The 14,381-nt window shown below is 68.5% G+C and carries 11 protein-coding genes; 4 read left to right on the forward strand and 7 right to left on the reverse strand.

Annotated features, from left to right (window positions below):
• Positions 1-6: 6 nt before the first annotated feature.
• Both IT779_RS36560 and IT779_RS36565 read right to left on the reverse strand, forming a co-directional pair.
• On the reverse strand, positions 7-1,008 hold the full coding sequence (locus IT779_RS36560) for an NAD-dependent epimerase/dehydratase family protein (protein WP_332839131.1): 1,002 nt from the start codon (positions 1,006-1,008) through the stop codon (positions 7-9).
• A complete protein-coding gene (locus IT779_RS36565) occupies positions 1,005-1,940 on the reverse strand; it encodes a putative sugar O-methyltransferase (RefSeq protein WP_196154086.1) in 936 nt (311 codons plus the stop codon). The genes IT779_RS36560 and IT779_RS36565 overlap by 4 nt, the downstream gene beginning before the upstream one ends.
• Before the next feature lie 398 nt (positions 1,941-2,338).
• On the opposite strand from IT779_RS36565, the gene IT779_RS36570 reads away from it, so the two are divergent.
• Entirely contained in the window at positions 2,339-3,892 is a 1,554-nt protein-coding gene (locus IT779_RS36570; protein WP_196154087.1) for an FAD-binding oxidoreductase, read from the forward strand.
• Positions 3,893-3,941: 49 nt separating this feature from the next.
• Here IT779_RS36570 and rubN8 read toward each other — a convergent pair whose 3' ends face one another.
• From rubN8 to IT779_RS36585, 3 genes are all read right to left on the reverse strand, one after another.
• Positions 3,942-5,216: an amino sugar nitrososynthase RubN8 gene (rubN8, locus tag IT779_RS36575; protein WP_196154098.1), complete on the reverse strand. Its 1,275-nt coding sequence runs from the start codon at positions 5,214-5,216 to the stop codon at positions 3,942-3,944.
• 63 nt (positions 5,217-5,279) lie between these two features.
• A complete protein-coding gene (locus tag IT779_RS36580) occupies positions 5,280-6,515 on the reverse strand; it encodes a class I SAM-dependent methyltransferase (protein WP_196154088.1) in 1,236 nt (411 codons plus the stop codon).
• 32 nt (positions 6,516-6,547) lie between these two features.
• Complete coding sequence (locus IT779_RS36585) at positions 6,548-7,669, reverse strand: DegT/DnrJ/EryC1/StrS family aminotransferase (protein ID WP_196154089.1); 1,122 nt, start codon at positions 7,667-7,669, stop codon at positions 6,548-6,550.
• 389 nt (positions 7,670-8,058) lie between these two features.
• On the opposite strand from IT779_RS36585, the gene IT779_RS36590 reads away from it, so the two are divergent.
• From IT779_RS36590 to IT779_RS36600, 3 genes are all read left to right on the forward strand, one after another.
• Positions 8,059-9,003: a phytanoyl-CoA dioxygenase family protein gene (locus tag IT779_RS36590; protein ID WP_196154090.1), complete on the forward strand. Its 945-nt coding sequence runs from the start codon at positions 8,059-8,061 to the stop codon at positions 9,001-9,003.
• A 78-nt stretch (positions 9,004-9,081) separates the two neighbouring features.
• On the forward strand, positions 9,082-9,876 hold the full coding sequence (locus tag IT779_RS36595; RefSeq protein ID WP_196154091.1) for an arylamine N-acetyltransferase family protein: 795 nt from the start codon (positions 9,082-9,084) through the stop codon (positions 9,874-9,876).
• Between the two features lie 39 nt (positions 9,877-9,915).
• Complete coding sequence (locus IT779_RS36600) at positions 9,916-11,199, forward strand: phthiocerol/phthiodiolone dimycocerosyl transferase family protein (RefSeq protein WP_196154092.1); 1,284 nt, start codon at positions 9,916-9,918, stop codon at positions 11,197-11,199.
• Between the two features lie 82 nt (positions 11,200-11,281).
• Here IT779_RS36600 and IT779_RS36605 read toward each other — a convergent pair whose 3' ends face one another.
• Both IT779_RS36605 and IT779_RS36610 read right to left on the reverse strand, forming a co-directional pair.
• The gene (locus IT779_RS36605) at positions 11,282-12,502 is read right to left on the reverse strand and encodes a cytochrome P450 (protein WP_196154093.1); all 1,221 of its coding nucleotides are present in this window, start codon (positions 12,500-12,502) and stop codon (positions 11,282-11,284) included.
• On the reverse strand, positions 12,499-14,196 hold the full coding sequence (locus tag IT779_RS36610; RefSeq protein WP_196154094.1) for a class I adenylate-forming enzyme family protein: 1,698 nt from the start codon (positions 14,194-14,196) through the stop codon (positions 12,499-12,501). Before IT779_RS36610 ends, IT779_RS36605 begins: the two co-directional genes overlap by 4 nt.
• Positions 14,197-14,381: the final 185 nt, after the last annotated feature.

A 14,381-nucleotide genomic window follows, 5' to 3' on the forward strand; every position in this document is an offset into this window, starting at 1 on the left:
ACCCGCCTATCGGGTCTCGCCCGCGTATGCCTCGACACACCGCCGCAGGGCGGTGTGCAGCGGAATTCGCGGGCGCCAACCGGTGGCCGCCCGGAATCCCGAAGAGTCGATCACGACGCTGTGCATGTCGGTGGCCGCGGCCAGATCGGGTGGCGGCACGCAGACCACGGGTACCGGGGTGCGTCCGAGATGGTCGGCGACCAGGTCGGCGATCATGCGCAGTACCCGGCCCAGCGGCACACCCTCCCCGGTGCCGAGCAGCCAGTGCCTGCCGACAAGCCCGTCCGCGTGCTCGATCCCGGCCAGGAAGGCGTCCGCGACGTCGTGCACGTACACGAGGTCGCGTTCGACGGTGCCATCGTGCCACAGGGTGAGCTCCTGGCCCGCGAAAGCCTTGCGCACCATGGTGGATACCACGCCACGGCCGGTCAGCCGCCCACGCGGGCTGTCACCGTAGACGGTGGGCAGCCGCAGGGACACCCCGCGAACCAGCCCGTCCGCGGTCGCCGCCTTGAGCACCTGCTCGGCGGCGTGCTTGTGCCGGTCGTAAGCGGTCGCGGGCAGGTCGGGTTCGCTGCCGTCCAGCGGCATCCGCTCGGGCAGCCCGGCCTGCGAGGTGGTTCCGGCGAACACGACCACGGGCGGATGCGGACCATGCCCGAGCAACCCGACCAGATCGCGCATCACCCCGACGTTCACCCGCTCGGCGGCCGGGTCGCCTTCGGCCTCGCGCCAACCTCCCGTGTGCATCAACAGATGCACCACCGCGTCCGCGCCTTCCACCGCGGCCCGCAAGCCCGCGCCCGTGGTCAGGTCGGTACACAGGGCCTGTACCTCGGCCACCGCGCCGGACGGCACCGACGGCGGCCGCCGCCCGACCGTGCGCAACCGGATCGGCTGCCGCGCAAGGGCTTCCACGACGGCGGCGCCGATGAATCCCGAACCTCCCAGCACCACGACCAACGGCCGATCGCCGCCCGCGGCGTTACCGGCGCCCGTCACGTTCACCGGGCCGTCGAGTCGGCGCGGTAGAGAGCTTGCCAGTAGTAGCTCCACGACACCGCCCGGTCGTCGGCCACGCACTGCCATCGCGGACCGGGCCGATACGCGGACAGGAACGCGGGCACCTGCTCGAGCACCGCCTCGCTGTCGTGGATATCGATGACCTCACGCAGCAGCCCGCTGCTCAGTGCCAGTTCCACCACCGCCGCGCCCTGCGAGTGGCCGTCCAACGTCTTGTCCAGATACTTGCCGACCGGATTGTTGACATAGAAATGCGCGCAGGTCGCGTCGATGAGCGCCAGGTAGTCCCGCACGGTTTCTGGATCCATCTCGGCGAACGAGTCGACATTGACGCAGACGTCGAATCGGGCGCCACGCAACCGCTCGTCCAAATCATCGATGCCGACGAAAGAGATCTTCGCGAAATGCTCGGGCTCGAGCACCGCGCGCAGATACCGACGCGAGAGCTCGAGGGTGTTCGGCAGATCCACGATCGTGTACCCGGCGACCTCGTGATTGGACAGCAGGGTGTGACAGGTCCGCCCGTACCCGGCGCCGATCTCGACCACCTCGGCGCCGTCGAGCGGCAGATTCGCCGCCATGAACTCGACCTCGTGAACCGCCTGCAGATAGTCCAGGCACACCGAATCACCTTGGCAGCGCACCGAATACGGGTCACCGACCTCGCGGTGCCGCGTGCGGCGCAGCCTGTCCCGGTTCGCCGGACTCAAGCCCATCCCCAACGTGAAGGTCAGCGCCTTCAGATATCGGACCCCGTTGGGGTGCGGATTCCACAGCGCCAACTTGAAATTGACGCCGTTCGACTTGAATCCGGCCAGATCGGCCACGGCTTCGGGCGTGATGTGCGCCTCGTTGATGTGCAACCACTGCGCACTCGGCCCGTACCGTCGATGTACCGGCGACACCTGCTCAGTCATGACTACGCCTCCCGCGCGTCCAAGGGTGGGAACAATCGGCCGCACCACCCGCTACCACCGGCCGGGGCAGGCCTGGTCGCTACTTTTTCTACACGCACCGCCGCGTGATCGGCAGCCGGTCGAATGAGTAGTCCTGCGCACCCATCGAGCGCTGGTTCCGAGCGCGCACCGTCAATGTGAGGGATACACGCCACCACGTCCTCTGATTACCGTTGGCGGCATCTCGCGAGGTCAGAACTCCGCGGGTTCGCGACCCGTGCTGCGGGCGGAACGGGCAGACCCGATGGGCGTACGAAGCGGGTGGAGAAGGCCGCCGACCTTCCGGTCGCTGTCGCTACGCGCAACGAGGCAGACGGATCCGCCGCGGCGCGGCGTCCTACGCGTATAGGGGAATCGCCGTGACCGGAAACTTCACTCGCCGTTCTTTCTTCGGCCTCGGCGCCGCGGCCGCGGTCGGCGTCGCGGTCGGTGCGGCGACGAGCGCCTGCACATCGACCGGACACACCGAAGGCCCCGGCGGCGACGGCACGATCGACTGGGGCTCGCTGAGCAGTCACTTCGACGGCGAGGTCGTACTGCCGTCGGATCCGCGCTACGGGCAGGCCGCCCAGCAGTCGCTCGCCATGTTCGACAACACCCACCCGATGGCCGTCGCCTACTGCGCGACCGCGAAGGACGTGCAAACCGCCATCGCGTTCGCCAAGGACAACGCCGTGCACGCCGTTCCCCGCAGCGGGGGGCACAGCTTCGGCGGCTATTCGACGACGACGGGCATGATCCTGGACGTGTCCCGACTGAATCGGATCACCGTCGACGGACCGCATGTCACGATCGGCGCGGGCACCCAGCAGGTCGACGCGCTGGCCGCGCTCACCCCGCACGGGTTGGCCCTTGCCAGTGGCCTCTGCCCGACGGTGGGCGCGGGCGGCTTCATCCAGGGCGGCGGTATCGGTTATCAGACCCGCAAATACGGCATGGCCTGCGACCGGCTGGTCTCGGCCGACGTGGTGCTCGCGGACGGGCGCATCGTGCGGGCCTCGGCCAAGGAGAATCCCGATCTGTACTGGGCGCTGCGCGGCAACGGCGGCGGCAACTACGGCGTCGTCACCGGCTACACACTCGAGCCGATACAGCGCGACACCCTGGTCGGCTACATGCTGATGTGGCTGGGCAGCGATACGGCCGCGGTGATCGAGAACTGGCAGCGGTGGATGCTCGAGGCGCCCGACGACCTCTCCTCGGTCCTGCTGTGCGGCATCCAGAACCCGCCCGCGCCCGAGACGATGGCGCTGATCGCGGGCACGTGGTACGGAACGAAGGAGGACCTCGACCGCCGCATCGACGCCCTGGTCGCGGCGATCGGTGCGGCGCCGTCGCGGCGGGCCGCTGAACCGGCGACGGTTCGCGACGCCATGATGCGCATCTACGGCTGCGGGAATCTCACCACCGAGCAGTGCCATCGTGCGGGCACCGCGCCCGATACACAGGTCGCCCGTTACCAGTACTACCGCACCCGGTGCAGAATGTTCGACTCGGCGGTACCCGCCGCGGACGTCGCGGACCTACTGGCGGTCATGGCCGATCCGACGCACTACCGCGACAAGCACTCCCGCAAGCTGTATTTCGAGGCGCTCGGGGGCGCGGCCAACCAACGGGCGCGCACCGACACCGCATATGTGCACCGGACCACCAAGTTCGTGGTCGGCCTCACCGCACAACTACCCGACCTCACCTACACCGACGAGGACACGGCGCTGTGCGAGAAATGGCTCGCGGACGGCTTCGCGGTACTCGACCGGCATTCCCTGCGCGAGAGCTACCAGAACTACATGGACCCGGCGCTCGAGGACTGGAAGAACTCCTATTACGCCGAGAACTACTCCCGACTGGTGAGTGTCAAGCACACCTACGATCCCGACGGATTCTTCCGCTTCGACCGCGGCATCGGCTGAAGCGGGGTCCGGTCACTCGGACCCCGCTCCGGTACCCGTGGGTCGGCCGTCACCGGCTGTCCGGCGGACGGGTGGCCCGAATGCTCACGTAGTTGTTGTCCCGTTCCAGACCGAGCACCTGCGCACTCAGATAGTCGACGCCATCGGCGTAGGTGTAGGGCTGCATGAACCGGCCCGCGCGCACATCTCGGGACAGCCGCGCCAGCGGATGCTCCGCGGCGTAGGTCGCCCCGCCCACCACGGTGAGACAGTCGTCGACCACCGCGGCCGCCAGCTCGTTGACCATGAGCTTGGCGCACTGGAACGGGGTCATCATGCGCACGCCGCGCTCATCCGGATCCATGTCGTAGCGCGGGGACAGTTCATCGATGGCGACCAGCGCCCCCGACGCGGCCGCGCGCAGCGTGTACAGCCGGGCCTCGATCTCGGCGATCAGCGTGCGTGCGGCCGAGGGCGGGGATGCCGAGCGCCTGGTGATCGTATCCACCGCGAGGTCACGCGCGGCCTGGGCGACGCCCGCGTAGATGCCGAGCATCGCCACCGAGCTGATCGCCTGGCCCGCGAGGCTCGCATCACTGACCGCGCCGACGCTCCCGCGCTCCAGCACGTCGCCCGCGGGCACCGGGCAGTTGTCGAACGCCAGGTCGAGCGTGCCGGAGGCGCGCATACCAAGACCGCTCCACCCGTGGATGACCGACAATCCCGGGGTGTCCCTGGCCACGATCGGGGCGTACAGCAGCGTCGGCCCGCCGTCGACCGGCGCTTGGGCGGAGACGACGAAATGCGTGGCGATCGGCGCCATCGTCACCAGTGTCTTGCGGCCCGAGAGCAGCCAGCCGCCGGAGCCGTCGGGGCGCAACCTGGTGACCTCACGCCCGTGATCCTTCACCGCGCCGCATATCACCGCCTCGCCCCTGGCCATCGCGCGCAGCAGGCGCTCGGCGAGCTCCCGGGTAGGCGGTGGGCCGTGGCGCCACTCGTATGTCAGGGTGATGCCTCGACTGAACTGGGCGTGCAGCGCCAGCGCGGTGGAGGCGTCGGCCTCGGCGACCCGCAGCAACGCGACCGCCACATCGTGCAGTCCGCTGACACCCATCCCACCCAGTTCGGCGGGCACGGTCGCGCCGAGCACGCCTTGGCGCCCGAAGTCGTGGAACGTCTCGGCGGGGAACGTGCCGTCACGGTCGTTCGGCCCGGCCGCGGCCCGTATCCGGGGCAGGTGCCGAGCCAGGACGGTCAGCAATTCGCGCCCCGGGTCGGTGACCGCGGTGGTGAGGTCACCCGGTGGCGCCGTCGGTCGCGGCGGGTGCCGTTCGGTCCCCATCAGCGCGGTGCCGACCGGGCGCGATGACGCGGAGTCGTGTTCCTGCATATCCTCTTCGATCCCTCAGAGCACCCGGACGTTCGGCACGTAGCTGATCCATCGCCCGCCGGAGCGACGGAATTCCTGCTCGTTCGCCATGATTTCCTCGGCGTGGTTCCACGCGAACAGCAACGCGTAGTCCGGGTACGGATCCCGGAACGCGGTCGGCGGGCGCACCGGGATGTGCTTGCCCGGTGTCAGCCGATGCTGTTTGGCGGGCGTGCTGTCACAGACGTAGGAGACGAGCTCGGGCCCGATATCGCAGAAGTTGGTGACCGTGGCGCTCTTCGCCGTGGCGCCGTAGGCGACCACCCGGGATCCGTCGGTGCGCAACCGTCGCAGCAGCTCCACCAGGTCGTCGCGCACGCGTATCACCTTGTCGGCGAAGCCACGCAGGGTGTCGATATCGGACAGTCCGCGGGCGTCCTCCTCGGCGAGCAATGCGGCGACCGCGGCACCGGGGGCGCGCCTGCCCGCGCGGGCGAGGGTGTACCGGACTTCGCCGCCGTGCACGGGCAGCCTCTCCACGTCGACCAACTCGAATCCGTGGCGACGAGCCATCGCCCGCACCGAATGGGCGCTGAACAGGAAGAAATGCTCGTCGTAGATCTGGTCGAAGGACGTCTTGGCCACCACGTCACCGAGGTAGGGATCCTCGAATACGAAGACGCCGTCCGAGGCCAGCAGCGCATCGACGCCGCGGAAGATCGAATCCGGGTACGGGATGTGGCACATGGTGTTCGCGGCGAAGACGACCTGGGCCGGTCCTTCCTCCGCACGGACCTGCGCCGCCGTCGAGTCCTCGAAGAATGCGGTACGCACCCGAATTCCCTTCGCGCGGGCCGCCTCCGCCACTCCCCCGGAGGGTTCGAAACCCAGATGGCGTACGCCCGCCCGGTGGATCTCGCTCAGCATGACCCCGTCGTTGCAGCCCATCTCGACGATCAGCGGGTCGGGCCCGGTCAGTTCGGTGTCGAGGAACCGCCGGGCGACGCTCGCGAAGTGCGCGCGCATCACCGCCGACCCGGACGAGTGGTACGGGTAGTCCTCGTGGAACATCTTCTCCCGCGGCACCGACTCGATGAGCTGCACCATCGTGCACGACTCGCATTGTCCGACGGCGAGCCGGAAGAAGAATTCATCGGCGTCGCTGTCCGGCTCACGGAACGCGTCGGACAGCGGCTGACGGCCGAGGTCGAGGAACTCTTCGACAGTCCCGTCGCATACTCCGCAGGTGGCGATCGCCAGTTCTTGTGGCATGGGAATGTTCCCTTCGTACCGGATGGGTTGTCTCAGAGTCCGGCCAGCACCTCGCGAAGGGCCCGGATCACCGCCTGCTGCCTTTCGAGCGGCAGCGACGGATACATCGGCAGCGAGAACACCTCGCCCGCCAGCTTCTCGGTGACCGGCAGCGCGCCCTTGGCGTACCCGAGGTGCGCGAATCCGGTCATCGTGTGCACCGGCCACGGGTAGCTGATGTTGAGCGCGATGTCGTAGGCGCGCAGCCGCTCGATGATGTCGTCCCGCCTGGGGTGGCGAACCACGTACAGGTAGTACACGTGCTCGTTCCCGGGCGACACCGTGGGCAGTACGAGCCCGCCCGGCTCGGCGAGATCGGCCAATGCCTCGGTGTAGCGCCGTGCGACCGAGCGTCGCGCGGCGATGTAGGCGTCCAGACGGCGCAACTTGCCCCGTAGGATCTCGGCCTGCAGCTCGTCGAGGCGGCTGTTGTGCCCGGGGGTCCGCTCCACGTAGTAGCGGTCCTCCATGCCGTAGTAGCGCAGGCGCCGAACGTTCTGGTCGATGAACTCGTCGCCGGTGAGCACGGCGCCGCCGTCGCCGTATGCGCCGAGAACCTTTGTGGGATAGAAGGAGAACGCGGCGGCGTCGCCCATCGCGCCCGCCTGCCGTCCGTGGTGGCGCGCGCCGTGGGATTGTGCGCAGTCCTCGAGGACGGCAAGGCCGTGCCGGGCGGCCAACCGGCTCAGCGGGGCCATGTCGACGCACTGACCGTAGAGGTGCACGGGAACCAACGCCCGGGTGCGCGGGCCGATCGCGGCCTCGACCAGGTCGGTGTCGATGAGGAAGTCGTCCTCGCGCACATCGACGAAGACCGGCGTCGCGCCCGCCCCGTCGATGGCGACAACGGTCGGCGCGGCGGTGTTGGCGACCGTGATCACCTCGTCGCCATGGCCGATGCCGAGCGCCTGCAACGCCAGTTTGATCGCGTTGGTGCCGTTGTCGACGCCCGCGCAGTGGGTGATGCCGTGGTATGCAGCGAATTCCGCCTCGAACCCCGCCACGCTCGGACCCAATATCAATTGGCCGGACTCGAACACCTTCGCCACCGCGGCGAGCACTTCTTCGCGTTCGTCGTGATACTCCGGCAGATAGTCCCACACCCGGATCGTCACCGCTGCCCTCCCTCACGAGTGCGCGCCGCACCGACAACGCGGTCCACCGACTCCGATCCCCGGGTCACACCCATAAGCTCACTTCTTTCGTCCGGCTCGGTCGCGCGATGCTCACCGAAACGGTAGGTCCGGGCCACACGACACTGGGATCCCTCACGCTGCTAGTCATCCGGTCGCCGTGCACGATTCGCCGAGCACGGCGTCGACCGGTGGCGATATGCCGCGCCGCATCGATCACGCCGGCGGCGAAACGACTCGGGGAGTGTCGAATTCGCCGATGAAATATCCGCCGAGCGCTGTCAGATCGAGGGATACGGATCCCTCCGTATCCGAAATAGCATCGGCTACACGTCCCAGATATCAGATGCGACAGGAAGGGTGGCGAGTTCGTGGCTGAGAACAACACGATCACCATTCGCGTTGACGACCGGATCGAGAAAGCGATTGCCGCCCTCACCCGTGGCGGCGCGTCCGCGACGGTGGCGATAGAACGAGCGATCCTGGAATCGGCCAGGCGCGCCGCGCCCGCCCCTCCCATCGCGGCCAAGCCGGGCAGCATCGACTCGCAGACACTGAGCGTGCAGCGGAAGCTGACCCGCGAACAGCTGTTGCAGTTCGCCGAACGCGGCTACATCGTGATCCCGGATGTCGTGCCTCCCGACGTCCTGGCCGCCGCCAACAAGGCGGTGGACAACCAACTGCGCACGCACTCCCCGGAGGAAGGGCACGCCGGACCGCATTTCATGTTCCCGCTGTGGGAGGAGGAGCCCGATCTCGCGGCGCTGCTGCGCGACACCGAGGCATTCACTCTCGCCGAAGAACTCACCGGTGACGGCGCCATGGAATACCCGTGGCAGACCCAGATCGCGATGACCTACCCGCCCTACACCGACGACCGCGGCATGCCGCATATCGACGGCGGCATGCGGCGCAAGGCCGACGAGCCCCCTCGGACCTTCACGATGCTCGCGGGCTTCTTCCTCACCGACCAGGACGGCGACGACACCGGAAACCTCTACGTCTGGCCAGGAACGCACCGACAGCACGCCGAGTACTTCCGTGCGCACGGGCCCGACGCGTTCACCTCCTATCCGGATATCGAACTGCCCGAACGGGAGCAGGTGCGCGCACGGGCGGGGGACCTGCTGCTCAAGCACTACATGGTCGGCCACAACGTAGGCAGCAACACCTCCGACTCGGTCCGGCGCACGGTCTACTTCCGGCTGAAGGTTCGCGGGCACGACGCGACCTGGCGTCAGATCATCCAGGACCCCTGGCACGACTTCACCCCGCTGCGGCCGTTGGTGTCCTCGCTCGAGAACAACGCCGAATAAGCGGTCGACGATCGGATCAGCAGGCGGCAGGCCTTCCGGTCTGTCGCCTGTCCGCGTCCGGGCCCGGAGAGGCAGACGATGTACGACTGCGACACATATCTGCGGCGGTTGGGGTACGACCCGGTCGCCGGTCGGCCCGCCGCCGATCCGGCGGCCCTCGTCGATCTGCACAAGCGGCACATGCGGACCATTCCGTTCAACAGCGCGGGTTCGCTCGCCGTGCCGCCGCGCAGCGGACGGCTCGTCGATCTGGTCGATTTCGACGAGGACGCGACATTCGACTCGGTGGTCGCCAACGGCCGCGGCGGCGGCTGCGTCCAGATGACGCGGCTGTTCCTGCGACTGCTGCGCGACCTCGGATTCGAGGCCGACCTGATCGCGGGCACGACGGCGGAGGGCCGTCGGTCCTACGGCGTCGAGGTCGAGCACATGCTCATCGTGGTCCGGGTGGACGGCGGATCCTGGCTGGCCGACATCGGTTACGCCGGGCCGTCTTTCATCGAGCCGTTGCGCTTGGACGGAGACCTCGGCGAGCAACGGCAGTACGGCTGCCGCTATCGGCTCGTCCCCGACGGTGGCGGAATATCGCTGCGACGCCGCGCGCGGCTCGGCCACTGGAGCACGGTCTACGACTTCACCGCCAAGGTCCGCGACCGGACCGAATGGGCCGAGGCGGAAGAGGCGATCAACGCCGCGCTCGCGGCGGACGGCGGCGGCGAACTGTACAGCCGAGTGGTCAGCGACGGCCAAGTGGTGTTGAAAGGTCGCCGTTACCTGACTGTCCGAGCGGGCATCGAGAAGATCCGCACCGTCATCGACGACGGTGAATGGCACGCGCATCGCAGCGCGATCCTGGCCGGGGACGCCGGCTGAATTTCGACAACCCCGAATTTCGACGAAGAGGAGGAAGTCATGCGCCGACGAATTGCCCGGTCGGAACGGATGTACGTCAGCGAGATCAGGACGCAGGCGTTACAGATCTGCGTGGTGCGCGGCGGGGTGGACGCGCAACTGTTGGACGAGGCGTTCACCGCCGTTCTCACCGAGGCGCCGGGTCCGCGCAGCCGTCTGGAGAAGGACGGTGACGAGTACTACCTCACGCTGCTCGAGTCGAATGAGTTGCCGCGCTTGCACGTCCGGCCCAACGAGCCGGGCGCTCGACTCGAGGAGTACAACAAGCCGTTGTACTTCGGCGGCCCGCTCGCCCGGGCCGTCCTGCTGACCGGCTCCGACGAGGATGTCGTGATGTTCGGCGTCGACCACGCGATCTGCGACGGCCGCAGCGCGACCGAGTTCTGCCGCCGGATCTGGCAGCGCTACATCGACATTCAATCCGGCAACTACTCCCCCGGCGAGCAGCAGCAGCCGCAGCAGCAGTGGCCCGCGCCGCTCGACGATCTACTGCCCGCGCGCAGCGAGGCCGAGCTCGACGCCTATCTCCGGGCGCGGCTGGAGCGGGCCGAGGGCGCGCCGGTCGCCTCGCTGCCGTTCCGTGCGGCCGGGTCCGTCCCCGCTGTGCCCGCCGAGAGCCTGATGACCTCGCGGCGGCTTCGGCTGACCGAAGGGGAGACGATCAGTCTGATGGCCTTCGCGCGGGGCGCGAAGGTGTCGGTGAACGGGCTGGTCGCCGCGGCACTGTTGGCGGCCGTGCGCGCCGGTCTGCCCGAGGGACTCGATGACCATCGATTGTCCAGCTTCTGCACAGTCGACCTGCGCGACCAGGTCGCGCCGGACCTGAGCCACGCGGCGATGGTGCCGATGGTCTCCTGGTATCGCGACCTGCTCGAGGTACCCGACGCGGTCGATCTGGTCGAGCTCGGCAAGCGCTTCACCACCGGGTTGCGCGCCGGTGTCGAACGTGGCGAGGCGGCGATGGAGATGCAGGCGCTGGATCTGCTGCTCCCGCACGCTCAGCTCTGGCCGACCAGCCTCGTACTCACCAATATCGGAAGGATCGAAGGGCCGCCGTCGCCGAAGGGACTCGAGATCGTCGACATGACCAAGTTCCCGCTGTCCAGTCGGTGGGATCCGGAACGCGGCGCGGGTCCGTTGCTCGCGTCGCCGACGACGATATACGGCCGTTTCAGCATCGAGATGCCCTACAGCACACAGTGTTTCACCACCGAGCAAATGGACTCGATCCACGATCACGTCCGCGATTCGCTGCTGGCGTGCGCCGATCGGGCGCCGGTGTGACAGCAAGACCGTGACGACGCGAATGCGATAGCACGACCCGAACGGCCCGCTGCGAGCAGCGGGCCGTTCGGGAGAGCCGAGATCAGTAGCGAACGGGCAGTCGAAGCACGCTCAGTACCGGGGTCTTCAGCCGGACCGGCACCTGCGCCAATGGCACATCCAACGCGAGTCCGGGCAGACCCGACACCAGCGCCGTCAGTGCCTGGGCCAGGACGAGCCGCGCCAGCCGCTGCCCGACGCAGGCGTGTACCCCGTACCCGAAGGCCAGATGGGCCGACGCGTCCTGACCGAGGTCGAGCCCGTCGGGACAACCGAATTTGGCCGGATCCCGATTGGCCGCGGGCAGGGCGACCGTGACGGTCTCCCCCTCGCGGATCAGCGTCCCGGCGAGTTCCACGTCCGACAGTGCGGTCCGGAAGATCTGGAACTGGTTGACCGAGGTGTATCGCAGCAGTTCCTCGACCATGCCGTCGATACCGCTCGCACCGCCGTCGCGGACGGCCGAACGCAATGCGTCGAGCTGGTCGTCGTGATGCAGCAGCGCCAGCAACGCCGACGCGAGCGCGCCCTCGCAGCTGGCGAAACCCGCCGCGAAGACGATCAGCAGCATATTGGTGATCTCGCGGTCGGTCAGCTCGGGATCGGCGGCCAGCCGCCCGATGACGTCGGGGCCACGCTCGACCCTGGCCTTGCCGACGAGGTCGAGCAGGTGGTGGTACGCGCGCGTCCCGGCCTCCCGTTCCGCGTCGAGGCCGACCTCGTCATCGGTGGCGCTGTCACTCAGGTCCGACAACACCGAGCTGCCCGCGGACGGAACTCCCAGCACCTCGCACAACACCCGCAGCGAGAGCGGCCGGATGAAGGTCGGCAGCAGGTCGACCGGCGAGCCGTGCTCGCGCACCCGGGCGAGTTGCTCGGCGGCCAGTTCGGCTACTCGCGGGGCGTAGGCCTGCGTGGCGCGGGCACTGAACTCGCCGCTGAGCAGGCTCCGGTAACGGGTGTGCGCGGGCGGATCCATATGGATGAACCCGCCGGGCACGATGGGCACGGAAGGGAAGAGCTCACCCTTCTTCGTGACAGGGGCGTGGGTGGTGTGGAACCGGTGACTGAACGCCTGGCTGCTGAGCACCTCACGGGCGAGGTCGTGGCTGGTCGCCAGCCAACCCAAGTGACCGTCCGGATACACCATCCGGACGAGCGGTCGGGTACGGACCAGCTCACCGAGCACGGTCGGCGGATCGAACGGCGCGGTGCGATCCCAGTGCTCGAGGTACGAGATCGGCGCCGAGATTTCCTCAGTCATGCGGTGACATCCTCTGTTCCGGATCGAGTCGTGCCGAATCCCTGATTCGCGGCCTGCTTGCGCAGCGCTTGCCGATCCACCTTTCCCGCGGCGCTCAGCGGCAGGGCGGCGAGCAGCAAGAGATGTTCCGGGAACTTGCGCGGCTCCATCCCGGCCGCGGCGAGATGCGCGGTGACATCGGCGAGCCCCAGCTCGGCCGAGGTGGCCACGCACGCGCAGACGCGTTCGCCGTAGAGCGGGTCCGCTACCGGCACGCAGGCGACGTCACGGATCGCGGGATGGGTGATCAACACCGACTCGACCTCCGCCGGGCTGATGTTGAGTCCGCCGCGGATCACCACATCCTTGCGGCGCCCGACGAGTCGAAGTCGACCTCGGTCATCGATCAACCCGAGATCTCCGGTCATGGTCCAGCCGTCCGGGGTGCGCAGCGCGGTATCGAGTTCGGGTGAATTGACGTAGCTCATCGGCGACATCGGCCCGCGAGCGACGACCTCGCCGGTCACCCCGGTCGCGAGTTCCTGCCCGTCCGGGCCGACGATGCGAATGTCGGCGACCGCGGGGTCGGGACGGCCGACCGTGCCGTCGTAACGACCGAGACCGCTGTTGCACGAGACTCCGTCGGCGGAGCCGTACAGCGAGACGACCGTGCAGCCGAGGAGTTCCTCCGCGCGCCGCGCCGTGTCCAGGTCGAGCGCCGCCCCGCCGAGGACGACGGCTTGCAGAGAGCCTAGGTCGGTGTCCCGGATCTGTGGACAGTCCAGCAACATCCGCATCATCGTCGGCACCCCGAGCAGGTGGGTGGGGCGGGTCTCGACGATGGAGCGCAGCGTCGCGGCGGCATCGAAGGCGGGCCTCAGCACGAGTGTCGCGCCCAGGGTCGCGAGCGTGACCGGCGTACCGCTGGAGCCGAAAGCCGACGCCAACGGGACGAGAAAGAAGTTGCGCATCGTGGTCGTCGACCCTCGGTGCAGGCTGGTCATCATGGCGCCGCGCCCGCCTGCCAGCGCATTGTGCGAATACAGGACCATTTTCGGTTCCGCTTCGGAACCGGAGGTGACCAGGATCCGCGCGGGCGCGTCGGGATCGATCTCCCGGGGCGCGAATTCGGCCGCGCCCGCGGCGAACAGAGCTTCGATCGGCACACAGCCCGGGGTGGCGGCGGCGCCGTCGCCCGCGACGACCACGGCGCGCAGCATCGGAAGGTCGGCGGCGTGTTTGCGGATGCGCTCGGCGCAGGGATAGCCGTGATGATCGGCCACGGTGATCACCACGACCGCCTCGGAGCGGCTCAGCAGGCTCACCGCGTCGCGGTCGCCCCGGCCGAGCGGAAACGGCAACACGATGGCGCCCACCGCGGCGACGGCGAGGTCGACGACGCACGCGAGACGGGCGTTGGGCAACTGGACCGCCACGACGTCGCCGGGGCCGATGCCGAGTTGCGCCAGACCCGCGGCGAGGCGCCGGGCCGCGCGGTCCAGTTCCGCATAGCTCACCGACCCCTCGGCATCCAGCACGGCGGGCGCCTGCGGCGCCCGCTGGACGTGGCCGCGGAACAGGGAGTACAGATCCCGGCCCGGATAGTGACCCTCGCGGGCCCAGGCACGGCGCAGATCGGTCGAGACGTGATCGCGGTATCGGGTCGAAGCAGGGTCGACGAGGCTCTTCGTGGACTGCGCCTGACGGAGATCCATCCGGTCCCCCTAGACCTTGGCCGCGGGCGTCGACGACGCGGCACGGACGTCGGCCCGCAGCCGGACCCGATCGGGTTTACCCGGACCGACCACCGGTAGCTCCGCTCGGATGTCGATGGTGGTGGGTACGTGGTTGTCGGAGAGTGTGTCGGCGATGTGGCGGCGTAGTCGTGCCAAGTCCAGGA

The organism is Nocardia bovistercoris (assembly GCF_015674855.1).
GTDB classification, from domain to species: Bacteria; Actinomycetota; Actinomycetes; order Mycobacteriales; family Mycobacteriaceae; genus Nocardia; species Nocardia bovistercoris.

What these genes read in the sequence shown, in the direction of transcription:
- IT779_RS36600 (WP_196154092.1), top strand. Translation starts at nt 9,916, where the DNA reads ATGCGCCGACGAATTGCCCGGTCGGAACGGATGTACGTCAGCGAGATC.
- IT779_RS36565 (WP_196154086.1), bottom strand. Translation starts at nt 1,940, where the DNA reads ATGACTGAGCAGGTGTCGCCGGTACATCGACGGTACGGGCCGAGTGCG.
- IT779_RS36605 (WP_196154093.1), bottom strand. Translation starts at nt 12,502, where the DNA reads ATGACTGAGGAAATCTCGGCGCCGATCTCGTACCTCGAGCACTGGGAT.
- rubN8 (WP_196154098.1), bottom strand. Translation starts at nt 5,216, where the DNA reads ATGGGGACCGAACGGCACCCGCCGCGACCGACGGCGCCACCGGGTGAC.
- IT779_RS36580 (WP_196154088.1), bottom strand. Translation starts at nt 6,515, where the DNA reads ATGCCACAAGAACTGGCGATCGCCACCTGCGGAGTATGCGACGGGACT.
- IT779_RS36610 (WP_196154094.1), bottom strand. Translation starts at nt 14,196, where the DNA reads ATGGATCTCCGTCAGGCGCAGTCCACGAAGAGCCTCGTCGACCCTGCT.
- IT779_RS36595 (WP_196154091.1), top strand. Translation starts at nt 9,082, where the DNA reads ATGTACGACTGCGACACATATCTGCGGCGGTTGGGGTACGACCCGGTC.